Origin of the sequence: Cobetia sp. 4B (assembly GCF_018831605.1) — a bacterium.
GTDB classification, from domain to species: domain Bacteria; phylum Pseudomonadota; class Gammaproteobacteria; order Pseudomonadales; family Halomonadaceae; genus Cobetia; species Cobetia amphilecti.
Genome location: NZ_CP059843.1, coordinates 3,729,568 through 3,754,695, shown reverse-complemented (window position 1 = coordinate 3,754,695; position 25,128 = coordinate 3,729,568). Strand labels below are relative to the sequence as shown.

General features: G+C 60.9%; 11 protein-coding genes and 3 rRNA genes. 8 read left to right on the top strand and 6 right to left on the bottom strand.

Translation table 11 applies throughout. The features are described 5' to 3' along the window. Positions 1 to 202: 202 nt before the first annotated feature. The 3 genes from nirD to H2O77_RS15345 are packed head-to-tail and all read right to left on the bottom strand — an operon-like array spanning position 203 to position 4,751. Complete coding sequence (gene nirD, locus H2O77_RS15355; RefSeq protein WP_215823482.1) at positions 203 to 667, bottom strand: nitrite reductase small subunit NirD; 465 nt, start codon at positions 665 to 667, stop codon at positions 203 to 205. Further along, positions 664 to 3,321 carry a nitrite reductase large subunit NirB gene (gene nirB, locus H2O77_RS15350; protein ID WP_215823481.1) on the bottom strand — a complete coding sequence of 886 codons (2,658 nt, stop codon included), beginning with the start codon at positions 3,319 to 3,321 and terminating at the stop codon, positions 664 to 666. The genes nirD and nirB overlap by 4 nt, the downstream gene beginning before the upstream one ends. Further along, positions 3,318 to 4,751, bottom strand: a complete 1,434-nt coding sequence (locus tag H2O77_RS15345) for an FAD-dependent oxidoreductase (protein WP_215823480.1) — start codon at positions 4,749 to 4,751, stop codon at positions 3,318 to 3,320. Before H2O77_RS15345 ends, nirB begins: the two co-directional genes overlap by 4 nt. 841 nt (positions 4,752 to 5,592) lie before the next feature. Between H2O77_RS15345 and H2O77_RS15340 the strand changes: the two genes are divergently transcribed. From H2O77_RS15340 to H2O77_RS15315, 6 genes are all read left to right on the top strand, one after another. After that, positions 5,593 to 8,457: a nitrate reductase gene (locus tag H2O77_RS15340; RefSeq protein ID WP_215823479.1), complete on the top strand. Its 2,865-nt coding sequence runs from the start codon at positions 5,593 to 5,595 to the stop codon at positions 8,455 to 8,457. Beyond that, entirely contained in the window at positions 8,426 to 9,400 is a 975-nt protein-coding gene (gene cobA, locus H2O77_RS15335; RefSeq protein WP_240548635.1) for a uroporphyrinogen-III C-methyltransferase, read from the top strand. The genes H2O77_RS15340 and cobA overlap by 32 nt, the downstream gene beginning before the upstream one ends. A 485-nt stretch (positions 9,401 to 9,885) precedes the next feature. Further along, a 16S ribosomal RNA gene (locus H2O77_RS15330) occupies positions 9,886 to 11,426 on the top strand. Positions 11,427 to 11,669: 243 nt separating this feature from the next. Continuing rightward, positions 11,670 to 14,556 (top strand): 23S ribosomal RNA (locus H2O77_RS15325). A gap of 136 nt (positions 14,557 to 14,692) precedes the next feature. Continuing rightward, positions 14,693 to 14,808 (top strand): 5S ribosomal RNA (rrf, locus tag H2O77_RS15320). Together the 16S, 23S and 5S rRNA genes form the textbook arrangement of a ribosomal RNA operon. Positions 14,809 to 15,406: 598 nt before the next feature. Further along, positions 15,407 to 15,685 carry a hypothetical protein gene (locus H2O77_RS15315; protein ID WP_215823478.1) on the top strand — a complete coding sequence of 93 codons (279 nt, stop codon included), beginning with the start codon at positions 15,407 to 15,409 and terminating at the stop codon, positions 15,683 to 15,685. Between the two features lie 165 nt (positions 15,686 to 15,850). On the opposite strand, the gene H2O77_RS15310 is transcribed toward H2O77_RS15315, so the two are convergent. Beyond that, positions 15,851 to 16,696 carry an acyl-CoA thioesterase II gene (locus tag H2O77_RS15310; protein WP_215823477.1) on the bottom strand — a complete coding sequence of 282 codons (846 nt, stop codon included), beginning with the start codon at positions 16,694 to 16,696 and terminating at the stop codon, positions 15,851 to 15,853. Between the two features lie 200 nt (positions 16,697 to 16,896). Here H2O77_RS15310 and tadA point away from each other — a divergent pair, with 200 nt between their 5' ends. Next, positions 16,897 to 17,343, top strand: a complete 447-nt coding sequence (gene tadA / locus H2O77_RS15305; RefSeq protein WP_215823476.1) for a tRNA adenosine(34) deaminase TadA — start codon at positions 16,897 to 16,899, stop codon at positions 17,341 to 17,343. Between the two features lie 96 nt (positions 17,344 to 17,439). Here tadA and H2O77_RS15300 read toward each other — a convergent pair whose 3' ends face one another. Then, positions 17,440 to 19,395, bottom strand: coding sequence for a diguanylate cyclase (locus tag H2O77_RS15300; RefSeq protein WP_052384859.1), 1,956 nt, complete (start codon positions 19,393 to 19,395; stop codon positions 17,440 to 17,442). An 82-nt stretch (positions 19,396 to 19,477) separates the two neighbouring features. Further along, on the bottom strand, positions 19,478 to 20,971 hold the full coding sequence (gene mltF / locus H2O77_RS15295) for a membrane-bound lytic murein transglycosylase MltF (RefSeq protein WP_082388806.1): 1,494 nt from the start codon (positions 20,969 to 20,971) through the stop codon (positions 19,478 to 19,480). 172 nt (positions 20,972 to 21,143) lie between these two features. Between mltF and purL the strand changes: the two genes are divergently transcribed. Next, the gene (purL, locus tag H2O77_RS15290; protein WP_215823475.1) at positions 21,144 to 25,058 is read left to right on the top strand and encodes a phosphoribosylformylglycinamidine synthase; all 3,915 of its coding nucleotides are present in this window, start codon (positions 21,144 to 21,146) and stop codon (positions 25,056 to 25,058) included. Positions 25,059 to 25,128: the final 70 nt, after the last annotated feature.

Below are 25,128 nucleotides of genomic sequence, written 5' to 3'. Positions count from 1 at the left end.
CATCAATAAAAACAATGGCTTGAGGTATTGATGCCTGTTTGCGGGCTGCCAGGTGGCGGTCAGATGAGTCGAAGCGTGCGCGCTGCTGGGCGATTCATGGTGCGTTGCAGCATGGTTATGCACCAAATATGTGCCGTTTTTCGAGCATATACGTACGTCATCAAGAACTTATGTGGCTTGCGGGTGTGGATAGCGGGTGTGGCTAGCAGGCATCGTCTGTCCGCTGGCACTGTATCTGTACCTCGCCGCCTGCTAGACGCACAGGCCACACCGTCAATGCGAGTGTGTCGTCGTCCAGACATTGGCCATCACTGAGTCGATAGCGCTGCTTGTAGAGTGGCGAGATCACCAGTGGCTCTCCGGCGTGATCGCCCAGCAGGCCGCGGGCAATCACGTTGGCGCCTGACACCGGATCATGATGGTCGATGGCGAACAGCGTGAGGTCGTCGCTATCGGCTGTGGCCGGCAGCGTGAACAGGGCGATCTGGCGGGCCTGGCCGTCCGCCTCAAGCCAGGCGGCCACGCCGGAGCCCGGCACCAGGTCCTCGCGCTGGCAGAGTGTCACCCAGCGTAGCGGCGTCTGTGCCGCGGCAGTGGTGTCCTGTGTTGCAGAGGACGGGCTGGAGAGCGGATCGGTAGATGTCGTGGCGAGTGCAGGCGATGTCATGAGCGTACCTCCGTGGCCAGGTGGGTCGTTGACTGAGGCTGATGTTCTGCCACTGCTTCGCGGGCACCACCGTCGCTGATGATCAGGTTGCCACTGGCCAGTTCATCGCGGCTGGCGGGGCGAATCTGGTCACGCTCGACGATATTGACCACGTCAGGGTCCGGGCGCTGGTCATTCACGTAGCTGCGGAAGCGCTTGAGTTTCTCGGGGCTCTTGAGCGCATTGGCCCATTCGCATTCGTAGCGGTCCACCACCTGCTGCATCTGCTCTTCGAGCGTCTCGCCGAGCCCCAGGCTGTCCTCGAGAATCACCTCTTTCAGATAGTCGAGGCCGCCTTCGAGGCCCTCGCGCCAGACGGAGGTGCGCTGCAGGCGGTCGGCGGTGCGGATGTAGAACATCAGGAAGCGGTCGATGGTGCGGATCAGACTCTCGTCATCCAGGTCGGTCGCGAACAGCTCGGCATGACGCGGGCGCATGCCGCCGTTGCCGCAGACGTAGAGGTTCCAGCCGTTCTCGGTGGCGATCACGCCGACATCCTTGCTCTGGGCCTCGGCGCATTCGCGGGTACAGCCGGAGACGGCGAACTTGAGCTTGTGCGGTGAACGCAGGCCCTTGTAGCGGTCTTCCAGCGTCAGCGCCATCGCCATGCTGTCCTGCACGCCATAGCGACACCAGGTGCTGCCGATGCAGGATTTCACCGTGCGGGTGGACTTGCCGTAGGCGTGGCCGGTCTCGAAGCCGGCGGCTATCAGCTCGCTCCAGATGTCCGGCAGTTCATGCAGCTGGGCACCGAAGAGGTCGATGCGCTGGCCGCCGGTGATCTTGGTATAGAGGTTGTAGCGCTTGCCGATCTCACCGATGGCGATCAGCTTGTCCGGCGTGATTTCGCCGCCGGGGATGCGCGGCACCACGGAATAGGTGCCGTTCTTCTGCATATTGGCCATGAAGGTGTCATTGGTGTCCTGCAGCGGAATGTGCGAGGACTCGGTGATCGGCGCGTTCCAGCACGAGGCCAGAATCGAGCCCACCGCCGGCTTGCAGATCTCGCAGCCCAGGGCATCCGGATGGCGGCCGTGGCTGGCCATCAGCTCGGCGAAGGTCTCGATGCCTTCGACGCGCACCAGCGAGTAGAGCTCCTGACGCGTGTGCGCGAAGTGCTCGCACAGTGAGCGGTCGACCTCGACGCCGCGACTTTCCAGCTCGGCATCCACTACCTTCTTGAGCAGCGCCGCACAGCCTCCGCAACCGGTGCTGGCCTTGGTGCAGGCCTTGATGGCGCCCAGATCACTGTTGCCGGCATCGATGGCGCTGCAGACATCGCCCTTGGAGACGTTGTGGCAGGAGCACAGCGTGGCGCTGTCGGGCAGGGCATCCGCGCCCAGCGTGATGGCTTCGCCACTGGCATCCGGCAGGATGAGTGCCGCCGGGTCCTTGGGCGCCGCGATGCCATTGGTGACGTACTGCAGCAGGGTGTCGTAGCGTGAGTTGTCGCCGATCAGCACCGCGCCCAGCACCTGCTTGCGGTCCTGCGAGACGATCAGGCGGCGATAGACGCCGTCGGCCTCGTCACAGTAGCGATAGCTGATCGCGCCCTCGGTCTTGCCGTGGGCGTCACCGATGGAGCCGACATCCACGCCCAGCAGCTTGAGCTTGGTGGACATGTCGGCGCCCTGGAAGCGGAAGCTCTCCTGAGAGGCGTTTGCCGCATCGCCAGCGCTGGCGGCCAGCAGGGACGCCACGCCGCGGGCCATCTGATAGCCCGGCGCGACCAGCCCGAAGATGCGCGATTGCCACAGAGCGCACTCGCCGATGGCGAAGATTTCCGGGTCCGAGGTGCGGCATTCGTCATCGATGATGATGCCGCCGCGCTCGCCGATCTCGAGGCTGGCGCTGCGTGCCAGCGCGTCCTGAGGACGGATGCCGGCGGAGAACACGATCAGGTCGGTCTCCAGATACTCGCCATCGGAGAAGTTCATCCGCCACTGATGGTGCTCGCCGGGCACGATGTCGGTGGTGGCGCGATTGAGGTGCACCCCCACGCCCAGCGCAGTGATGTGTTGCTTGAGCGCAAGGCCGCCATCCTCATCCAGCTGCACCGGCATCAGGCGTGGCGCGAATTCGACGACATGCGCTTCCAGGCCGAGTGACTTGAGGGCGTTGGCGGCTTCCAGCCCCAGCAGGCCACCGCCGACCACCACGCCGTGTGTCTTGCCATCGGCGGCAGCGCGAATCTGATCAAGATCTTCCAGGGTGCGGTAGACCAGACGATTGCTGGCGGCAGCCTCGCTTCCCGGCTCACCGAGGCCCTGGATGGGCGGCACGAAGGGGGTCGAGCCGGTCGCCAGCACCAGGCTGTCGTAGGGGTAGCGCCCGCGCGAGGTGATGACATGGCCGCCATCGCGGTCGATGGCGGTGACACACTCGTCGAGGTGCAGGGTGACGCCCGCCTTGCGGTAGTCGTCGGCGGTGCCGAGCGCGAGAGATTCGGCATCACGCCCGGTGAAATACTCCGAGAGATGCACGCGGTCGTAGGCGATGTGGCGTTCTTCGCCGAAGACATGAATCTGGTAGTGCGCGGTGGCACCCAGTGCGATCAGCTGCTCGACGCAGTGATGGCCAACCATGCCATTGCCGATGATGATCAGGTGTTTCATGCGGCCTCCTCGAAGGTGTCAGGGGTGTTGTCGTTCTTGTCTGTGGTGTCGCGATCACGATGCTGGTCTGTCATGTCTTGAATGCCCGGCTTCCCACTGGGGTCATCGGGCGCCGTCGGCGGGCCGTCCTGGGTCAGACGTGCGAGGGCTTCTGCCGGCATCAGCAGGAGGTCTTCGCGAATCCGGGCCAGTGGCGTGCCGGCCTTGAGCGCTTCGAACAGAGCGTTGCCGGCACTGACGTCGCCGTAGAGCACCACGCCGACCAGGCGCTCCTCGCGCAGCAGCAGTCGGCGGTAGTCGCCCAGGGCGTGGTCCTGATAGACCAGCACCTCGTCATTCGGCTGGGGGGCAAGCTCGCCGCAGCTGTAAAGGTCGATGCCGCTGACCTTGAGACGCGTCGCCAGTGGCGCATTGCGATAGGGCGGAGTCGGTTGCACGAGAAGCTGGCGGGCGAGCACTTCGATCTGCGCCCAGATGGGCTCGATCAGGCCGAAGGTCTCGCCATCCACCTCACAGCATTCGCCCAGCGCGTGAATGTGCGGATCGCTCGTGAGCAGATGGCCATCGACCTGGATGGCGCGCTGACAGGCCAGCCCCGCAGCACGCGCAAGCTCGATTTCGGGACGAATGCCGGTGGCGGCGATGGTCAGTCCGGCGCGCAGTTCGCGGCCATCCGTGAGGCGCACGCCGCTGATGCGGCCCGCCGGGGACTCGAGCCACTCTTCAAGGCGCGCGCCGGTGATGATGTCGAGGCCACGCTCGCGAAGCTCCTGCTCCAGCAGTCCGGCCGCGATCTGATCCAGCTGACGGTTCATCAGGCGCTCGCTGCGCTGCAGTAGCGTCACCTGAAGGCCACCCTTGCGCAGGCCCTCGGCGGCCTCGAGCCCGAGCAGCCCGCCGCCGATGACCAGTGCGCCGGCGCCCGCCTGCCGTCCGGCAAGGCAGGCGGCCTGCATCTGCTCGACATCCTTCAGATCGCGAAAGCCCATCAGTCCCGGCGGCCAGTCATTGGCGGACGACGCCTCTGGCAGGTGAGCGGGCAGAGGCAGGGGCAGCGCCGGACGTGAGCCGGTCGCGATCACCAGCCGCTGATAGGGGATGCGGCCACCGCTGGCGGTCTCGACACAGCGGGCGGCGCGATCGATCTGGCTGACGGGGTCGGCGCTGATCCGTGTGATGCCGTGCCGCGAGAACCAGTCGGCCTGCTGGCTGATCAGGCCGTCGGTTTGTGTCTCACCGGCCAATAGCGGCGAGAGCTGAATGCGGTTGTAGGGGAGGTGGGGCTCCTCGCCGATCACCGTGACCGGCCAGGGCAGCTGCTGATCAGGGCTCAGCGAGACCAGCTGTTCCAGCAGCTTCTGTGCCGCCATGCCGTGGCCGATGATGACCAGTGCTGGCGTAGGCTCGCGGGTGGTAGATGACGGATGCATTCTGCCTCCTTGCGCTGACGTTCTGGACGCATAAAAAAAGCGCCTGCTTGCCGCCGTGATGATCACGACGTCAAGCAGGCGCCTTTGCCTGGAAGATGAGGGCTAAGCATTGGATAGCGAGTTGCAGCGTCAGGTGACGATGTCGCTGTCACCCGCAACTGCGGCAGGTCTGGCGGACCGTTGGCTGCTGCATGTCACTCATCGGAGTGATGTACTGCGAGACCTGCGATTCGGGGTCGTCATTGACCCAACCTGCCGATACTCAGGCGAATTCGGTGCCGCTTCAGAGAAAGTCGCTATTTTTCATTCACTTGCAGTTGCAGAGGCTCGAGGCGAGGTCTTGGCATGGTCGAGCCGGTCGCGGTTGCGGGAGGCATCAAGGCAGGGATTGGTGCAGTCGCATGCGCTGATGCACATGGCTGGTGCGTCAGCGGTGCCTGGCGCTGGCCGTCTCGCGCTGTTCGCCTCCTGCATCGGTAGCTTATGACAGCCAAGTTGTTGTTATTTCTGATGATTGGTCAGGGTTGGTCTGTTAAGTGCGTCTGTCAGGTCATTGGTGTGATACCTGATTGAGGGTTCGCGACTCGGCAAGCTTCACTGTTGCGAGACTCGCGAACCGGCCAACGGCGGCTCTTCAATCATGCACGCCATGTCGACGTCTCGAAGACGAGATTGCGCACCCATCGGCATGACGAGACCGTATCCACCGTCAGTTTTCCTTGTCAGTCTGCAGGGCAGACCAGGACTGACAACGACAGGCAAAGGCGCCTGATGACCGCACATTACGTGGCGGGTCATCAGGCGCCTTTTTTCATGCTTACTGCACCAGGGAGTGATGTCGATGCAGGCCAGCAAGCCCCAGAGCACAAGTGAGTCTTCCACCTGCAGCACCTCGACGACCTGCCCGTATTGCGGTGTCGGGTGTGGCGTATCGCTTGAGCTGGAAACCCAGGTGCAGGAGGGCGGTGAGCTCAAGCGCAGCATCACCGCCGTCAGCGGCGACAACGACCATCCGGCCAATTACGGGCGTCTGTGCGTCAAGGGGTCTGCGCTTGCCGAGACACTGTCACCCAGCGGCCGCCTGACGCAGCCTCAGATACGCGACGCCGCAGGCGTGCTGCGAGAGGTGAGCTGGGATACGGCGCTGGAGCTGATCGCCGCTCGCTTCGGTGAGCTGCGCAGCACCCATGGTGGTGACAGCATCGCCGCCTATCTGTCGGGGCAGCTGTTGACCGAGGACTATTACCTCGCCAACAAGCTGTTCAAGGGCTTCATCGGTACGCCGCACCTGGATACCAATTCGCGGCTGTGCATGGCCTCGGCGGTCGTGGCGCACAAGCGTGCCTTCGGGGCAGACGCCGTGCCTTGCAGCTATGAGGATCTCGAGCGTGCCGAGCTGGTGGTGCTGGTCGGCAGCAATCTGGCCTGGAATCACCCGGTGCTGTTCCAGCGCCTCAAGCAGGCGCGTATCGACAATCCCTTGCTGCGTATCGTGGTGATCGACCCGCGCCTGACCGACAGCTGCGAGATCGCGGACCTGTATCTGGGCATTCGCCCCGGTAGCGATGCACGCCTCTTCAATGGCTTGCTGGCCTATATGGCCGAGCGCGGACGCACCGATCGCCTCTACCTGGAGGCCCACACCCAGGGTTTCGATGCGGCGCTCAAGCAGGCGAAGCGCGACGACTGCTCGCTTTCCGCAATTGCGCGGGATTGCGATATCGATGTGGAGCGTCTCGAGACCTTCTATTACTGGTTCGCCACCCAGCTGCACGTGGTCACGCTGTTCTCCCAGGGCGTGAATCAATCGACCAGTGGCACCGACAAGGGCAATGCGATCATCAATTGCCATCTGGCAGGCGGCAAGATCGGGCTGCCGGGGGCGGGGCCGTTCTCCATCACCGGCCAGCCCAATGCGATGGGCGGTCGCGAAGTCGGTGGGCTGGCGAACCAGCTGGCGGCACATATGGATTACGACACGCCGGGCGCGCGGGCGCTGGTCAGCGAGTTCTGGAAGGCGCCGAATCTGCCTGAGGGGCCTGGTCACAAGGCCGTCGAGCTGTTCGCGGCGCTGGGGCGTGGCGAGATCAAGGCGCTGTGGATCATGGCGACCAACCCGGCGGTGAGCCTGCCGGATAGCGCACGAGTGCGTGCGGCGCTGGCGGCCTGCCCGCTGGTGATCGTCTCCGAGTGCATGGCCGACAGCGACACCCTCGCTTACGCCGATGTGGTGCTGCCGGCCAGCAGCTGGAGCGAGAAGGATGGCACCGTCACCAACTCCGAGCGCTGCATCTCGCGTCAGCGTGGCCTGCTCGCTCCGCCGGGTGAGGCGCGTCATGACTGGTGGCAGCTGGCGGAGGTCGGCAAGCGCATGGGCTATCAGGAGGCTTTCGACTACTCGGGGCCCCACGCGATCTTTCGTGAGCACGCCCGCCTCTCGGGGTTTCGCAATTCTGCGCCGCGTCTCAAGGCCGGTCGTAAACCATCGGCGACTTCCTCGGTCAAGCGGCTGTTCAACATCGCGCCGTTGGCGGAGCTGGATCGCGCGGGCTACGACGCGCTCAAGCCGATCCAGTGGCCGGTGCGCCGTGGGGACAAGGGCGAGCTGATCGGCACGCCGCGCCTGTTCGAGGATGCCACCTTCAACACTCCCAATGGGCGCGCACGCCTGGTGACCGTGGTACCGCAATTGCCGCAACAGGCGCTGAGCGATGCGGCGCCGCTGCGCCTCAATACCGGGCGTATCCGTGACCAGTGGCACACCATGACGCGCACCGCGCGCAGTGCTCGCCTGATGAATCATCGTGCCGAGCCTTTCGTGGAGCTCCATCCGCAGGATGCGGCGGCTCGTGATTTGCAGGATGGCGGTCTCGCGCAGCTCAAGGGGCGTGATGAGCAGGGCGGGCTGCGTGGAGATTATCGGGCTCGCGTCCGCATCAGCAGTGGTCAGCGTCGCGGGGAGGTATTCATTCCGATGCACTGGAGCGACCACTTCGCGAGTCACGCTCGGGCCGGTGCGCTGCTGGCGGGTCTCGTCGATCCCTTCTCCGGTCAGCCGGAATCCAAGCATGGCGCGGTCGAGGTCGCGCCATTGCCATGCGAGTGGCAGGCCACTCTGTTGATTGCCCCCTCCATCCTGGCCGGGCGTGAGGATCTGGCAGATGCCGTGGCCCTGCTCGACGGGCGCTACTGGGCGCGTATTCCGCAATCGGCATTGGTGCGCTACCAGCTGGCAGGTCAGGGCCAGCCGGATTGGCAGCATTGGTGCGAAAGCCATCTGGGTGTCCCGGCGGGGCTCTGGGCACAGGACGTCGCCCAGGGTGGCATCAGCGCAGCGGGCTTTCGTGATGGGCGCCTTGTCTGGTGGCTGAAGGTGATGCCGGGTGACGCACACCTCGATCGCCAACCCAATATCGCCTGGCTGGGCGAGTGCTTTGCATCAGAGCAGCTCTCCGCGCATGAGCGGCGCAGCCTGCTGGCCGGCCGTCTCTCCGGGCAGGCGGATGTCGGGGCGATGGTCTGCGCCTGTCATCAGGTAGGTGAGCTGACCATTCGTCAGGCCATCCAGTCCGGTGACGGTTCCGTGGAAGCCTTGGGCGCGCGACTGGCCTGCGGCACTCGCTGCGGTTCCTGCCTGCCTGAACTCAAACGTCTTGTGGAAGAGGAGCGATCCGATGAGCGGACTGATTCGTTGGAAATGGCGTGACCTGATGTCGGTATCCAGCAGTGCAGAGTCTCTCGGGATTCTCATGGCGCGGCTGACTGACGGCCTGATGTCGCGACGCGAGTGGCGTGGCGAGAATCGGCATGCGCCAGCGCGCAGCGATGCCAACGGGATTTCTCCCGCCTGGGAGGCGTTTCTTCCGGGCCAGGTCGCGCTGGTGGGCGCGGGGCCGGGGGATCCGGACCTGATGACGCTCAAGGCATGGCGAATGCTGAATGCCGCGGATGCGGTGGTATATGACCGACTGGTCGGCGATGAGATTCTCGCTCAGCTACCGGTTCACTGTGAGCGCTATTACGTCGGTAAGGCCTGCGGCAATCATAGTGTGCCGCAGGATGAGATCGGCGCGCTGATGGTGCGCCTGGCAGGGGAGGGCATGCGGGTCGTGCGCCTCAAGGGCGGTGACCCCGGTGTCTTCGGCCGCATGGGGGAAGAGCTCGCGGCCCTCGATGATGCCGCCATCACGCGTCATATCGTGCCTGGCATCACCGCGGCTTCCGGTGCGGCCGCTGCCCTGGGAATGCCATTGACGGACAGGGCGCATGCACAGCGTCTGCGTTTCGTGACCGCTCAGCTCTGCAGCAAGAGCGAGCAGCCTGAATGGCAGCAGCTGGCGCGTCGCGATGAAACACTTCTCTTCTATATGGGGCTCAATCGTCTCGAGGTGATCTGTGATGAGTTGCAGCGTCATGGGCTGCCGGCGGACTGGCCGATGATGCTGGTCGCCAATGCCAGCCTTCCCGAGCAGCAGGCTATTCACGGTTCGCTCAGCAATATGGTGAGTCGTCTGGCCGAGCATCCATTGCCGACACCCTGCCTGATCATCGTGGGCAGTGTCTGTCAGATGGCGGCGGGGCGAGAGAGTGCATTGGCCGATGCCGTCGCGCATGCAGCGGCTCACATGTCTTGCAGGGAAGCATGTTGAGAAGCCCGCTTTGCACTCTTTTGGGCATTGCTGCCAAAAAGCCCTTGCCCTCACGCCGGTTCGTGCGTAAAGTACGCATCCGCTGCCGGGGACGCATGGCGTTGCCAGCGGTGAATGAGGTTTGCAGGTGATTGTTTTGGTTGATGTTTTTGAAGTCCGCTTCGACATCATCGATTGACAATCCCGGGCGATTCGCTAGAATACGCCGCACTCCTTACGGAACAGGTGATCGAGCAACGCTCCTCACCGCTTGATGATGCTTAGAGGCAGTCGACTGACTCATCATCAAGTGCTTGACTTCTCAAGCGTTCCAAGTAGAATATGCCTCCTCGCTTAACAGCGACGCTCTTTAAAAATTTGATCAGGTAATTCGTGTGAGCGCTTGCCGATGAGTGGTGACAAGGTCACCAAATATCGGAGCAAGCCTCTCACGAGAAGTTTGACTCTGAACCAAGTTTGGTCTGCTTAACAGACTATCAAGCTTTCAACTGAAGAGTTTGATCATGGCTCAGATTGAACGCTGGCGGCAGGCTTAACACATGCAAGTCGAGCGGAAACGATCCTAGCTTGCTAGGAGGCGTCGAGCGGCGGACGGGTGAGTAATGCATGGGAATCTGCCCGATAGTGGGGGACAACCTGGGGAAACTCAGGCTAATACCGCATACGTCCTACGGGAGAAAGCAGGGGATCTTCGGACCTTGCGCTATCGGATGAGCCCATGTCGGATTAGCTTGTTGGTGAGGTAATGGCTCACCAAGGCGACGATCCGTAGCTGGTCTGAGAGGATGATCAGCCACACTGGGACTGAGACACGGCCCAGACTCCTACGGGAGGCAGCAGTGGGGAATATTGGACAATGGGCGAAAGCCTGATCCAGCCATGCCGCGTGTGTGAAGAAGGCCTTCGGGTTGTAAAGCACTTTCAGCGAGGAAGAACGCCTTGGGACTAATACTCCCGAGGAAAGACATCACTCGCAGAAGAAGCACCGGCTAACTCCGTGCCAGCAGCCGCGGTAATACGGAGGGTGCAAGCGTTAATCGGAATTACTGGGCGTAAAGCGCGCGTAGGTGGCTAAGTCAGCCAGGTGTGAAAGCCCCGGGCTCAACCTGGGAACGGCATCTGGAACTGCTTGGCTAGAGTGCAGGAGAGGAAGGTAGAATTCCCGGTGTAGCGGTGAAATGCGTAGAGATCGGGAGGAATACCAGTGGCGAAGGCGGCCTTCTGGACTGACACTGACACTGAGGTGCGAAAGCGTGGGTAGCAAACAGGATTAGATACCCTGGTAGTCCACGCCGTAAACGATGTCAACTAGCCGTTGGGTCCCTTGAGGACTTAGTGGCGCAGCTAACGCAATAAGTTGACCGCCTGGGGAGTACGGCCGCAAGGTTAAAACTCAAATGAATTGACGGGGGCCCGCACAAGCGGTGGAGCATGTGGTTTAATTCGATGCAACGCGAAGAACCTTACCTACCCTTGACATCCAGAGGACTTTCCAGAGATGGATTGGTGCCTTCGGGAACTCTGAGACAGGTGCTGCATGGCTGTCGTCAGCTCGTGTTGTGAAATGTTGGGTTAAGTCCCGTAACGAGCGCAACCCCTATCCTTATTTGCCAGCGAGTAATGTCGGGAACTCTAAGGAGACTGCCGGTGACAAACCGGAGGAAGGTGGGGACGACGTCAAGTCATCATGGCCCTTACGGGTAGGGCTACACACGTGCTACAATGGCAAGTACAAAGGGTTGCAATACTGCGAAGTGGAGCCAATCCCATAAAGCTTGCCTCAGTCCGGATTGGAGTCTGCAACTCGACTCCATGAAGTCGGAATCGCTAGTAATCGTGGATCAGAATGCCACGGTGAATACGTTCCCGGGCCTTGTACACACCGCCCGTCACACCATGGGAGTGGACTGCACCAGAAGTGGTTAGCCTAACCTTCGGGAGGGCGATCACCACGGTGTGGTTCATGACTGGGGTGAAGTCGTAACAAGGTAGCCCTAGGGGAACCTGGGGCTGGATCACCTCCTTATCGACACTGTCTACTGCTCGCGGCAAGTGCTCACAACGAATTACCTGATCTTATTGCTGGCTTAGCCGGCAGTGGCAAGCGTGCTCAACAAAGCGCGCTTCTCACTGTTCTCTGAACAGCCGCTCTTTAACAATGTGAATCATGCTGACGATAGATATGTGCGCCAAGCGCATGTCTATCAAAACGATATGTCGGAGAGGTCCGACAGATTCGTAATCCTTGACAGACCCCTTGGGGTTATATGGTCAAGCGATTAAGCGCATACGGTGGATGCCTTGGCAGCCAGAGGCGATGAAGGACGTGATAGCCTGCGATAAGCGTTGGCGAGGTGGCAAATACCCTGCGACCCAACGATTTCCGAATGGGGAAACCCACTCACCATCAGGTGAGTATCTATAGGCCAATACATAACCTATAGAGGCAAACCCGGGGAACTGAAACATCTAAGTACCCGGAGGAAAAGAAATCAACCGAGATTCCCCAAGTAGCGGCGAGCGAACGGGGACCAGCCCTTAAGCGTGACAACTGACAGACGAACAAGCTGGGAAGCTTGACGATACAGGGTGATAGTCCCGTAGTCGAAGTCTGAGTCACGTGAAATCGAGTAGGTCGGGGCACGAGAAACCTTGACTGAACATGGGGGGACCATCCTCCAAGGCTAAATACTCCTGGCTGACCGATAGTGAACCAGTACCGTGAGGGAAAGGCGAAAAGAACCCCGGCGAGGGGAGTGAAATAGATCCTGAAACCGTATGCGTACAAGCAGTGGGAGCACCTTCGTGGTGTGACCGCGTACCTTTTGTATAATGGGTCAGCGACTTATATTCTGTGGCGAGCTTAACCGTATAGGGGAGGCGTAGGGAAACCGAGTCTTAACTGGGCGACCAGTCGCAGGGTATAGACCCGAAACCGGGCGATCTATCCATGGCCAGGGTGAAGATTGAGTAACATCAATTGGAGGCCCGAACCCAAGTATGTTGAAAAATGCTGGGATGAGCTGTGGATCGGAGTGAAAGGCTAATCAAGCCCGGAGATAGCTGGTTCTCCTCGAAAGCTATTTAGGTAGCGCCTCACGTATCACCGCTGGGGGTAGAGCACTGTTTCGGCTAGGGGGTCATCCCGACTTACCAACCCGAGGCAAACTCCGAATACCAGTGAGTGCAGCGTGGGAGACACACAGCGGGTGCTAACGTCCGTTGTGAAAAGGGAAACAACCCAGACCGTCAGCTAAGGTCCCAAAATCCTGATTAAGTGGGAAACGATGTGGGAAGGCTCAGACAGCTAGGAGGTTGGCTTAGAAGCAGCCATCCTTTAAAGAAAGCGTAATAGCTCACTAGTCGAGTCGGCCTGCGCGGAAGATATAACGGGGCTAAATCAGGTACCGAAGCTACGGGTTCATCCTTATGGATGAGCGGTAGAGGAGCGTCGTGTAAGCCAATGAAGGTGGATTGAGAAGTCTGCTGGAGGTATCACGAGTGCGAATGCTGACATGAGTAACGATAAGGGGAGTGAAAAACTCCCCCGCCGGAAGACCAAGGTTTTCTGTTCTACGTTAATCGGAGCAGAGTGAGTCGGCCCCTAAGGCGAGGCGGAAACGCGTAGTCGATGGGAAACGGGTTAATATTCCCGTACCGGATGTGGTTGCGATGGGGGGACGAAGAAGGCTAGGTGAGCCAGGCGTTGGTTGTCCTGGTGAAAGCATGTAGGCCGAGGAATCAGGCAAATCCGGTTCCTCTGAGGTCGAGATGCGAGACGAACTGACCACGGTCAGGAAGTCATCGATGCCACGCTTCCAGGAAAAGCCTCTAAGCTTCAGATCACATGCGACCGTACCCCAAACCGACACAGGTGGTCAGGTAGAGAATACCAAGGCGCTTGAGAGAACTCGGGTGAAGGAACTAGGCAAAATGGCACCGTAACTTCGGGAGAAGGTGCACCGGTTCGAGTGAAGGACTTGCTCCGTAAGCTCTTACCGGTCGAAGATACCAGGTGGCTGCAACTGTTTATTAAAAACACAGCACTCTGCAAACGCGCAAGCGGACGTATAGGGTGTGACGCCTGCCCGGTGCCGGAAGGTTAATTGATGGGGTTAGCTCACGCGAAGCTCTTGATCGAAGCCCCGGTAAACGGCGGCCGTAACTATAACGGTCCTAAGGTAGCGAAATTCCTTGTCGGGTAAGTTCCGACCTGCACGAATGGCGTAATGATGGCCACGCTGTCTCCACCCGAGACTCAGTGAAATTGAAATCGCAGTGAAGATGCTGTGTACCCGCGGCTAGACGGAAAGACCCCGTGAACCTTTACTATAGCTTTACACTGGATGCTGATGTTGTCTGTGTAGGATAGCTGGGAGGCTTTGAAACCACGTCGCCAGATGCGGTGGAGCCAACCTTGAAATACCAGCCTGACATCATTGGCGTTCTAACTCAGGTCCGTTATCCGGATCGAGGACAGTGTATGGTGGGTAGTTTGACTGGGGCGGTCTCCTCCTAAAGAGTAACGGAGGAGCACGAAGGTACCCTCAGCACGGTTGGAAATCGTGCATTGAGTGCAAGAGCATAAGGGTGCTTGACTGCGAGACAGACACGTCGAGCAGGTACGAAAGTAGGTTCTAGTGATCCGGTGGTTCTGTATGGAAGGGCCATCGCTCAACGGATAAAAGGTACTCCGGGGATAACAGGCTGATACCGCCCAAGAGTTCACATCGACGGCGGTGTTTGGCACCTCGATGTCGGCTCATCACATCCTGGGGCTGAAGTCGGTCCCAAGGGTATGGCTGTTCGCCATTTAAAGTGGTACGCGAGCTGGGTTTAGAACGTCGTGAGACAGTTCGGTCCCTATCTGCCGTGGGCGTCGGAAGTTTGAGAAGAGCTGCTCCTAGTACGAGAGGACCGGAGTGGACGAACCTCTGGTGTTCGGGTTGTCATGCCAATGGCATTGCCCGGTAGCTACGTTCGGACGGGATAACCGCTGAAAGCATCTAAGCGGGAAGCCCCCTTCAAGATGAGACTTCCCTGAGGCCTTGCGCCTCCTGAAGGGCCCTTGAAGACTACAAGGTTGATAGGCTGGGTGTGGAAGCACAGCAATGTGTTGAGCTAACCAGTACTAATTGCCCGTGAGGCTTGACCATATAACACCCAAGGGGTTTGCTTCGGCAAACGCCGGGATTGCGACAGGATCGAGACATATCGGTCAGCATGATTCATATTGCGAGTCGCGAGGCCAAAAGCCTCGAGACTCAGGCATCGCAAGATGCCACCGTTTCGCCTGACGACCATAGCGAGCGTGAACCACCCGATCCCATGCCGAACTCGGAAGTGAAACCGCTTAGCGCCGATGGTAGTGTGGAGTTTCTCCATGTGAGAGTAGGTCATCGTCAGGCACTTATACCGAACCGCCCCTGCAGCCTTGCTGCAGGGGCGGTTCTCTTTGTACGCAGGAAAATTGGCGCAATAGAAAAGTTGTGTGCAAGCAAAGTGTGCCGAGAATTGCTGATGAAAGCTGCTAGAGCATTGGTGTGATAGACCCGCCAGGTAGGGTTTCTCCCTGCAAGAGTCGCGGATGGCCGCCCCACGACAGTCATGAAAAGCTCGTCAGGCACTTATACTGAACCGCCCCTGTAGCCTTGCTGCAGGGGCGGTTCTCTTTGTGCGCAGGAAAAGTGGTGCTCAGGAAGCGTTGGCGCAAAAGAACTGCCGTGCTGGGGTAAATGCGCATAGCACAAGACATAGCTACATGAGCTATATGATACAAAGATGCCTCTATCACTTCTGTGATAGAGGCATCTTTGTTTATGGATCAGTATCACTGGGAAAGCGTTCTGACGCTCTATTGTGTGTACTTGATCGACAGGCATTCCACGCTGTTGAGAGATATCTTTATCGGGAGATATCTTTGCTGCTGCAGCACCTGCTCGGTGTCTGCGCTGTCATTGAATATCACTCATTGAAGCTATCCATGAACAGGCGCAAGGAGGCGACATGTCGAGGGGCTTTTCATATTCGTTATCAAGACTTCTAGTGGCAGGGATGATGACCCTTTTGATGGGGCTGATGTCATCAGAAATGGCATCTGCCGGGGAGCGAGAGAGGAAGATAGAGCGCTGTCAGTTCATCAAGGACAAGATCGAATATTATACCGATAGGCGTCGCGGCGGCGGGTCGTCGAGCCAGATGCGAAGTTGGCAGTCCCAGCGCAATGACTACAAGCAGCGCTATCGGGATGAAAACTGCACGCGCGTCAGGACAGCACTGAAGTGACTCCCGTAATGACGTGATAATAGTGAGTCGCAGTGCGCTATTCTCAGTGCTGTAGGTTGTAGATAGACGCAGCCAAAAATGACAATGCCCCTCCTGAGAATGTCTCAGGAGGGGCATTGTTGTTCAGGACGATTCGCTCAGGACAATTCGCACAGGGCGATTCGTTCAGGGACGTTTGCGCAGGCGTGTCAGGCCTTCCTGGGCGCTGGATGCCACCAGTTCGCCGTGCCGGTTGTAGAGACTGCCGCGAGCGAAGCTGCGTGCGCCTCCTGCCCATGGGCTATCCATCTCGTAGAGCAGCCAATCATTGACGCGTACATCGCGGTGGAACCATAGCGAGTGATCTAGGCTCGCCATTTGCAGTTCGAGCGAACCGAACCGCACGCCATGTCCGCCGAGGCCTGTCGCCAGCAGATTGAAGTCGGAGCTGTATGTCAGCAGGTAGCGATGTAGGGCATCATCTTCCGGCAGCTCGCCTGCCAGTCGGAACCATAGCCGCTGGCGTGGCGGTGGGCAGGCGTCATCATCACTCGCCGGGCTAGGCGCCTTCAGGCGCAGGAACTCGATGGGATGGCCTTCGTAGCGCTCGATGCGTGCCCCCTGTTCGATCAACTGCTCTGGGGATTCGATATCGGGCATGGCGAGCTGATGCTCGAAGCCTGCCTCCTTGCCATGGAAGGAGGCGCTGCAGAAGAAGATGGTCTTGCCATTCTGGATGGCACTGATGCGTCGGGTCGTGAAGCTGCCGCCATCACGCACGCCATCAACCTGATAGATGACAGGCTTGTGGGCATCGCCCGGGCGCAGGAAGTAGCCATGCAGAGAGTGAACCTGGCGTTCGACCGGTACCGTGCGTGTCGCTGCGGACAGCGCTTGTCCGAGTACCTGGCCGCCAAACAGCTGAGGGAAGCCGAGGTCCTGACTGTGCCCTCTGAACAGGCTCTCTTCCAGGGTCTCAAGACCCAGCAGGGTGACCAGTGCCTCAAGAGGCGCAGTGGCTGTTTGGGTCATGGATCTATCCTTGTGCTGAGGGGCAGGCGCTCGGAGCAGTGCCAGACCGCGCGCGGTGGCAATGCAGGAGGAAGCGCGAGCGCCAAGCCGTTATCATGGTGAGCGAAACAATGGCCTCAGGATACCGGAGAACAACGGTGAGTGACGAGTTGGCGATAGCGCCGCAGGCCCGGAGTGGGCCACGTGGGGATCATTACTATATGCACCGGGCGCTGGACCAGGCGCGGCTGGCATTCGAGGCTGGCGAGGTGCCTGTCGGCGCGGTGGTGGTCAATCCTCAGGGCGACATCATCGGCACTGGCTACAATGCGCCGGTCAGCACCCCGGACCCGACGGCACATGCCGAGGTGCAGGCCTTGCGCGCGGCGGCGGCCCGACTCGGCAACTATCGTCTCGACGATTGCACGCTGTATGTGACGCTGGAACCCTGCATGATGTGCAGTGGCGCCTTGATCCACGCGCGGGTGAAGCGGGTCGTCTACGCGGTAGCAGAGCCGAAGACCGGTATGGTGGAATCGCGTGCCAATCTGTTTGCACAGCCCTGGCATAACCATCACGTCGAGGTGGAAGGGGGGCTGTTGGCCGCACAGGCCAAGCGCTTGCTCAAGTCCTTCTTCGCTGAGCGGCGCGGTGAGCTTCCGCGCTGAACCTTTCGCGCTGAATCTTCAGCTCAGATCCTCCTGCGCTGAACCTTCCGCCCAGATCTCTCCGCATTGCCATCGTGTTGGCTTCAGCATGGACCGTCAAGCGGCGACCTGGACCTGATTACGACCACTGGACTTGGCGCGATACAGCGCCTCATCCGCTGCCTGAAGGAGCGCATCCAGCCGCAGCGGAGCGCGCGCCACGCATGCCATGCCCACGGATACCGTGACGACGCTGTCCGTGGCGGGCTGCGGCAATCCTGCGGCCTGCACGGCACGCCGCAGCTCTTCCGCCAGAGTGCGGCCTACCGCGCGCGGGCATTCCGGAATGCACACCACGAACTCCTCGCCACCGAAGCGCGCCAGTATGCCGCCGGCAGACTCCACAGGCGCCCGTGAGACGGCGGCAATCTTCTGCAGGTAGCGATCTCCCTCCAAGTGTCCCAGTTTGTCGTTGATCGTCTTGAAGAAGTCGATATCCAGAATCATGACCGTCAGAGGCATCTTGCCACTGAAGCTCTGCACCTGCTCGAGGAAATAGCGACGATTGGGCAGCTGGGTCAGCTCGTCGTGACGCGCCAGCCACTGGATCTCGTTCTGCAGTCGCTCCCGCCGTACCATCTCTTCGCGAAGTGCATCATTGGCATTCTTGACGATGCCGTGCTCCTGCGAGACGCGGCGATACATGTAGATCACGAGGAAGAGCAGGTAGGCCAGCAGCATGCCGGTCAGCAACGTCACTTCCGGCAGACGGCCACGAGTGGCCGCCAGGAACTGCTGTGTCGGCTGCAGACCCAGTGTCAGGTCGGTGGCGGGCAGCTCGATGGGGATGCGATGGCCCCAGGGCGCCAGACGGCTTTCCGGGCCAACATGGATATAGATGTTGCCGCGCTCTGACAGGGTGACCGCAAATGCCTCATTGCGTGCCGTGTCCATGGCCCTGTCGAGCAGAGGGGCCAGGTCCACCACCATGGCGATCGCCCCCAGGATGGTGCCATCACGAGGATCGCGCACCGGCAGGTAGGACACCATGCCCTTGCCGCCCTGAATCAGGTCGATGATGCCGGTATGGCCCTCGATGCCGAGTTCCAGCGGGTTGCGCAGCGGCGTGTCCGGCTGAGCATCCAGCAGGCGTACGCCCAGCACATCATGATTGCGGCCCTTGTCCGGGAAGACGCGCGTTATCACGCTGTCCGGGTCGATGAAGGCGATGTTCTGGAAGTAATCGAAATCCTTGTAATAGCTGCGTGCCAGGCGTTGCCACTCTCCGCGTGACGGTGTCTGCCCCATCAAGCTCCAGAAACCGGCGAAACGTCGCATCGCATTGAGCTGGTCGTTGATCTCGCGAGACAGCTCCGTGGCGATCTTGTCGCCCAGTACGTAGGTCGACTGGTTGATGCGATTGTTCTCGTCCTGGCTCTGCTGCTGCCAGGCGAGCAGACAGACCAGGGTGATCGAGGAGGAAATGATCAGCGGTATGAGATTGCGGCGCCACATCTGCATGAATGCCGGCTGTAGATCGATCCATTGAGCGATCAACAGCAGACTGACGAAGCTGGTCAGCGTGATGCGTTCCGGGCCTGCCAGCACCATGCTGGCGACGGAAAGACTGGCGTCGGACATCATGGCAAACAGCAACAGCAGCGTGACTTGCGTCAGCTGGATGGCAGAGCCGAATCCCAGTCGCATGCGCAACAGGGCGCAGGTCGTGAGGCCGAAACAGGCGAACAGGATCAGGATAGGCGGGCGGATATTGGCGATGTGCCAATCGCCCGGCAGATTGATCAGCAGGTCTCCCCAGTGGTCCACCCCCACCCAGCTTTCCGGTAGCAGGAAGGTACAGATCAGTAGGATATTGAGGATCAATGAGGCGCTGAGGAACAGCTGACTGAGGGAGGTATTGCGCCAATGCCAGGCAGCCTGGCCGGCGGCTTGCAGGGTCAACATCATCAGCAGCAGCGCATTGGCTTCATTGCCGGCAGACGGCCAGAGCCCCAGCAAGGCGATGCCGAACGCGATCAGGCTTAGCGACATCAAGACGAGTCTGCGTGTCATTCCCTGTCCTTAGAGGCTCTTGATGCGTGGTGAAGATGCGTGCACTTGAGGCACCGGAGTGCTGACGGTCCGAACTCCATCCTCAGAGAATCGGAGGCACTGTATCGAAGGGATTGCTGTCGCCTTCGTCGTCGGTAATCGGACGCTCATCCAGCTGATAGAACTGCTGCTGGCTACGGTAAACATAATTCAGTATTTCATAATAACGACGGATATTGCGGACATAGATGACAGGTTCTCCGCCGCGTGCATAACCATAACGGACTTTCTGGTACCACTCACGATTCTGAAGCAAGGGCAGGGCTTCGCGGACATCCTTCCAGCGATTCGGGTCGCCGCCCTTCATCTTCACGATCCGTCTGGCGTCAAACAGGTGACCCAGGCCGACATTGTAGGCTGCCAGCGTCATCCAGGTACGATCCGGTTCCTTGATCTCGTCCGGCAAGCGTCCCTTTATACTCACAAGATAGCGTGAGCCACCATCGATGCTCTGAACGGGGTCCAAACGGTTGGCGATCTTCATTTCGCGCGCCGTCACATTGGTCAGCATCATCAGGCCGCGCACCCCCGTGGGAGAGGTGGCCTTGGGCTGCCAGTGCGATTCCTGATAGCCCGTGGCGGCCAGCAGTTTCCAGTCGATACCGGTTTCGCGTGCGGCTTCCTTGAAGGTATCGATATAGCGCGGCAGGCGGTCGCGTGCCTGGCGGATGAAGGTGCGTGCGCCGACATACTCGAGATAGTCATCATGGCCGAAATAGCGCTCGACCAATTGATCGAGGGTGCCATCCTGGCGGCGTGTCTCGAGAAAATCATTGGCGGCGGTCAGCAATGAGATGTCGCCATGCGCGGGGAAGGCCCAGGCCAGCGTCAGCGGATCGCCCACGTCGAAGCCGTTCTCCACATTTGGGAAGAACAGGCGATTGAGCTTGAATTGATGGGCATAGACGACCGCCGCATCCAGCTTGTCTTCCTCGATGCGTTGCAGCAGGTCCGCCACCTCAAGCTCGCCGGTTTCCTTCCAGCTGAGCTCGGGGATGTCCTGCTGGACTTCGCGCAGTACCAGGCTGGTGCCGGCGCCCTTGATGACGCCGATGCGCTTGCCGACCAGGTCCTTCAATTCCTTGGGTGGATGCATGCCACGTCGATAGACCACCATCGCCTGCAATTCGAGGATGGGGCGCGAGAAGCGCAGGTCCTGTTCGGAGAGATCCAGCGGCAGGGTCGCGGCCGCAAGATCGGCCTGATCATTGAGCACGCTCTGGGTCAGGCTCTCGATATTGTGCTCGGAATCCATCGACAGACTCACGCCAAGATAATCGGCGAAGTCCCGTGCCAGCTCGTATTCGAAACCGGTAGGCCCCTGACGGCCACGATAGAAGGTCGTGGGGGTATTGCGCGTGGCGACCTGAATGAAGTCGCGCGCGCGGACATCGTCCAGCCGCGTGGGCATCTCGATGAGGGTGCGCTCGGGCAGTATCAGCAAGGCGAGGGCCAGCGCCGCGACGAGGAAACGCCGCGCGTGGCGCAGCAGCTGTCGCACGGGCGGAATGAGAGAAGAGGGCGAAGTCTTGAGCATGCGTCAGCATCATTCACGGCAGGGCTTCCACCATACCGGCAGCTCAACACACTGTCATCCAACGCATGTCGCCTGCGGGCTTCGTTAAGGCTCGCCTTTCACGTATGATATGCGCTTGCTGCCGCCGTTTGGCGGTTGTCCGTTCACGCTGCTTCAGAGGCTTTCCCTGACCATGCTCGAACTGCGAGGCGCGCCTGCCCTTTCCGCCTTCCGTCACACCCGTCTACTGGCTGCCTTACGCGAGCTGGTGCCGGAGGTGGAATCTCTTCATGCCGAGTACCTTCATCTGGCCGAGGTCGATGGTGAACTGAGCAGTTCCGATCGGACAACACTGGAGCGCCTGCTGGACTACGGCCCCAGTCGTGACGAGAGCACTCCGGCAGGACATCTCTTCCTCGTCATCCCCCGTCTCGGCACGCTGTCTCCCTGGTCTTCCAAGGCCACGGATATCGCCGCCAACTGCGGCCTGCCGCAAGTCCGCCGCCTCGAGCGTGGCATCGCTTACCGCATCAAGCTGGACGCGCCCCTGAGCGAAGAGCTCTTCGCCACGCTGTCCTCCCGACTGCACGACCGCATGACCGAGACGGTATTGACCCGTACTCAGGACGCGGCACGTCTGTTCCAGCATCAGGCACCTGCCAAGCTTGCCCATGTCGACATCCTCGGCGGTGGCCGCGAAGCCCTGGCCAAGGCCAACGGTAGCCTGGGTCTGGCACTGGCCGATGACGAGATCGATTATCTGGTCGAGTCCTTCAAGACTCTGGGCCGCAATCCTGCCGACATCGAACTGATGATGTTCGCTCAGGCGAACTCCGAGCATTGCCGCCACAAGATCTTCAATGCGGACTGGACCATCGACGGCGAGGCGCAGTCGCACTCGCTGTTCAAGATGATCAAGAACACCTACCAGCATCATCCGGATGGCGTGCTGTCCGCCTACAGTGACAACGCCGCCGTGATGGAAGGTCCGACTGCCGGGCGTTACTTCCCGACAGGCGAAGGCCACATCTATACCTATCATCAGGAACCGATCAACATCCTGATGAAGGTCGAGACCCACAACCACCCGACCGCCATCGCCCCTTATCCGGGCGCCGCGACCGGTGCCGGTGGCGAGATTCGTGATGAAGGCGCGACCGGTGTCGGCTCCAAGCCGAAAGCGGGTCTGACCGGCTTCAGCGTCTCCAACCTGCGTATTCCGGGCTTCGAACAGCCGTGGGAGCACGACTACGGCAAGCCGGAGCGCATCAAGACCGCCTACGACATCATGCTCGAAGGCCCGATCGGTGGCGCTGCGTTCAACAACGAATTCGGTCGTCCCAACCTCAACGGCTACTTCCGTACCTACGAGCAGGATGCCTTCGGTGCCGGCGGCATCGAGCGTCGTGGCTATCACAAGCCGATCATGCTCGCCGGCGGTTACGGCAACATCCGCAGCCAGCACGTCGAGAAGGGCGATATTCCGGTCGGCGCCAAGCTGATCGTGATGGGCGGCCCGGCGATGCTGATCGGTCTGGGCGGCGGTGCTGCCTCTTCCATGGCCTCCGGCAGCTCCAGCGAAGACCTCGACTTCGCCTCCGTGCAGCGTGACAACGCCGAGATGGAGCGTCGCGTGCAGGAAGTCATCGATCGCTGCTGGGCGCTGGATGACAAGAATCCGATCTGCTTCATCCACGACGTCGGCGCGGGCGGTCTGTCCAACGCACTGCCGGAGCTGGTCAAGGATGGCGGTCGCGGCGGCCTGTTCGACCTGCGCGCCGTGCCGAGCGCTGAATCCGGCATGAGCCCGCTGGAAATCTGGTGCAACGAATCCCAGGAGCGCTACGTGCTGGCGGTGGCACCGGAGAATCTGGCCACCTTCGAAGCCCTGTGCGAGCGTGAGCGTTGCCTGTACGCCGTGGTCGGTGAAGCCCTCGAGGAGCACGAACTGGTCGTCAAGGATGGCCACTTCGATACGCGTCCGGTCGATCTGCCGATGGATGTGCTGTTCGGCAAGCCGCCCAAGATGTCACGCAGCTTCGAGCGCCAGACGCTGGAACTGCCGGCGCTGGGTCTCGACAACCTCGACCCGCGCGAAGCGATGACCCGTGTGCTGCAGCTGCCCACCGTCGCCTCCAAGAAATTCCTGATCACCATCGGCGACCGCTCGATCACCGGCATGGTCGCGCGCGACCAGATGGTCGGTCCGTGGCAGGTACCGGTGGCTGATTGCGCCGTCACCACCAGCTCCCTCGACAGCCATGTCGGTGAAGCGATGGCGATGGGCGAGCGTACGCCGGTCGCGCTGATCTCGCCGGCGGCGTCCGCGCGTCTGGCCGTGGCCGAGGTGATCACCAACCTGGCCGCCGCGCCGATCGCCAAGCTGTCTGACATCAAGCTGTCCGCCAACTGGATGAGCGCTGCCGATCACACCGGCGAGAATCAGGCGCTCTACGAGGCCGTCCACGCCGTCGGCATGGAACTGTGCCCGGCGCTGGACCTGACCATTCCGGTCGGCAAGGACTCCATGTCCATGCGCACCGCCTGGCAGGACGAGAACGGCGAAGACAAGTCGATCACCGCGCCGCTGTCGCTGGTGATGACAGGCTTCGCGCCGGTCACCGATGCCATGCGTACCCTCACGCCGCAGCTGCGTCGCACGCTGAATGGCGAGGCCGTGGAAACGGACCTGATCCTGATCGATCTCGGCCATGGTGCTCACCGCCTCGGTGGCTCCGCGCTGGCGCAGGTCTATGGTCAGGTCGGCAACGAAGCGCCGGATCTTGCCAAGCCCGAAGACCTCAAGCACTTCTTCGAGGCCATCCAGCGCTTCAACGTCGAAGGCAAGCTGCTGGCCTATCACGACCGCAGCGACGGTGGTCTGTTGACCACCTTGATGGAAATGTCCTTCGCGGGACGTGTCGGTCTCGACATCTCTCTAGACTGGACCGCCGCCGAGCCGGGTCAGGCCACCGGCGCGCTGTTCGCCGAAGAACTGGGTGCCGTGGTGCAGGTGCGTCGCGAGCATACCGAGTCCATCCTCGCCGAGCTCAAGGCCGTGGGCCTCGAGCACAGTGGCGTGATCGCCACGCCGCGTGCCGATGAGCAGATCAACATCACGCTGCTGGGCCAGAACCTGCTCTCCACCACCCGCGCCAGCGCCGAGCGTCTGTGGGCCGAGACCAGCTATCGCATGCAGGCCGCGCGTGACAACGCCGATTGCGCCAAGAGCGAATTCGAGTCTATCAACGACGTGCGTGACCCGGGCCTGACCGCTCAGGCCACCTTCGACGTCAATGAGGATATCGCGGCGCCGTACCTGAACACCGGTGCACGTCCGCGCATGGCGATCCTGCGCGAGCAGGGCGTCAATGGTCAGCTCGAGATGGCGGCAAGCTTCGACCGTGCCGGTTTCGAGGCCGTCGATGTCCACATGAGCGACATCCTCGAAGGGCGTGTCGATCTGGACACCATGCGGGGCCTGGTCGCCTGTGGCGGCTTCTCCTACGGTGACGTGCTGGGCGCCGGCGGTGGCTGGGCCAAGTCGGTGCTGTTCAATGCGCGTGCGCGTGAACAGTTCGAGCGCTTCTTCAACCGTGATGACAGCTTCGCGCTGGGCGTCTGCAACGGTTGCCAGATGCTCTCCCAGCTCAAGGAGCTGATTCCGGGTGCCGAGGCCTGGCCGCGCTTCGTGCGCAACGAGTCCGAGCAGTTCGAGGCCCGTGTCGCGATGGTCGAAGTCGAGAAGAGCGCCTCGCTGTTCCTCGATGGCATGGAAGGCTCGCGCCTGCCGATCGCCATCGCGCATGGCGAAGGGCGTGCCGAGTTCCGCGACAGCGCTCACCTGCGCAAGATGCAGAGCAGCGGCCAGGTCGCGCTGCGTTACGTCGACAACTACGGCCAGACCACCACGCGTTATCCGGCCAACCCGAACGGCTCGCCGTCCGGCATCACCGGCCTGACCACCGATGATGGTCGCGTGACCATCATGATGCCGCACCCGGAGCGCGTGGCGCGTGCCGTCACCAACTCCTGGCGTCCGGACGACTGGCAGCAGGATGGCGCCTGGTTGCGCATGTTCCGCAATGCCCGTCGCTGGGTTGACTGAGCGACGTGACGCGCCAGCGACTCGGCCTCCTCGGTCGATGAGGCTGGCGCACGCCACCAGTGGCGAAATG

Bases quoted from the DNA above. Each gene is read 5' to 3' on its own strand.
- nirD (WP_215823482.1), bottom strand. From the start codon at position 667: ATGACATCGCCTGCACTCGCCACGACATCTACCGATCCGCTCTCCAGC.
- nirB (WP_215823481.1), bottom strand. From the start codon at position 3,321: ATGAAACACCTGATCATCATCGGCAATGGCATGGTTGGCCATCACTGC.
- H2O77_RS15345 (WP_215823480.1), bottom strand. From the start codon at position 4,751: ATGCATCCGTCATCTACCACCCGCGAGCCTACGCCAGCACTGGTCATC.
- H2O77_RS15340 (WP_215823479.1), top strand. From the start codon at position 5,593: ATGCAGGCCAGCAAGCCCCAGAGCACAAGTGAGTCTTCCACCTGCAGC.
- cobA (WP_240548635.1), top strand. From the start codon at position 8,426: ATGAGCGGACTGATTCGTTGGAAATGGCGTGACCTGATGTCGGTATCC.
- H2O77_RS15315 (WP_215823478.1), top strand. From the start codon at position 15,407: ATGTCGAGGGGCTTTTCATATTCGTTATCAAGACTTCTAGTGGCAGGG.
- H2O77_RS15310 (WP_215823477.1), bottom strand. From the start codon at position 16,696: ATGACCCAAACAGCCACTGCGCCTCTTGAGGCACTGGTCACCCTGCTG.
- tadA (WP_215823476.1), top strand. From the start codon at position 16,897: ATGCACCGGGCGCTGGACCAGGCGCGGCTGGCATTCGAGGCTGGCGAG.
- H2O77_RS15300 (WP_052384859.1), bottom strand. From the start codon at position 19,395: ATGACACGCAGACTCGTCTTGATGTCGCTAAGCCTGATCGCGTTCGGC.
- mltF (WP_082388806.1), bottom strand. From the start codon at position 20,971: ATGCTCAAGACTTCGCCCTCTTCTCTCATTCCGCCCGTGCGACAGCTG.
- purL (WP_215823475.1), top strand. From the start codon at position 21,144: ATGCTCGAACTGCGAGGCGCGCCTGCCCTTTCCGCCTTCCGTCACACC.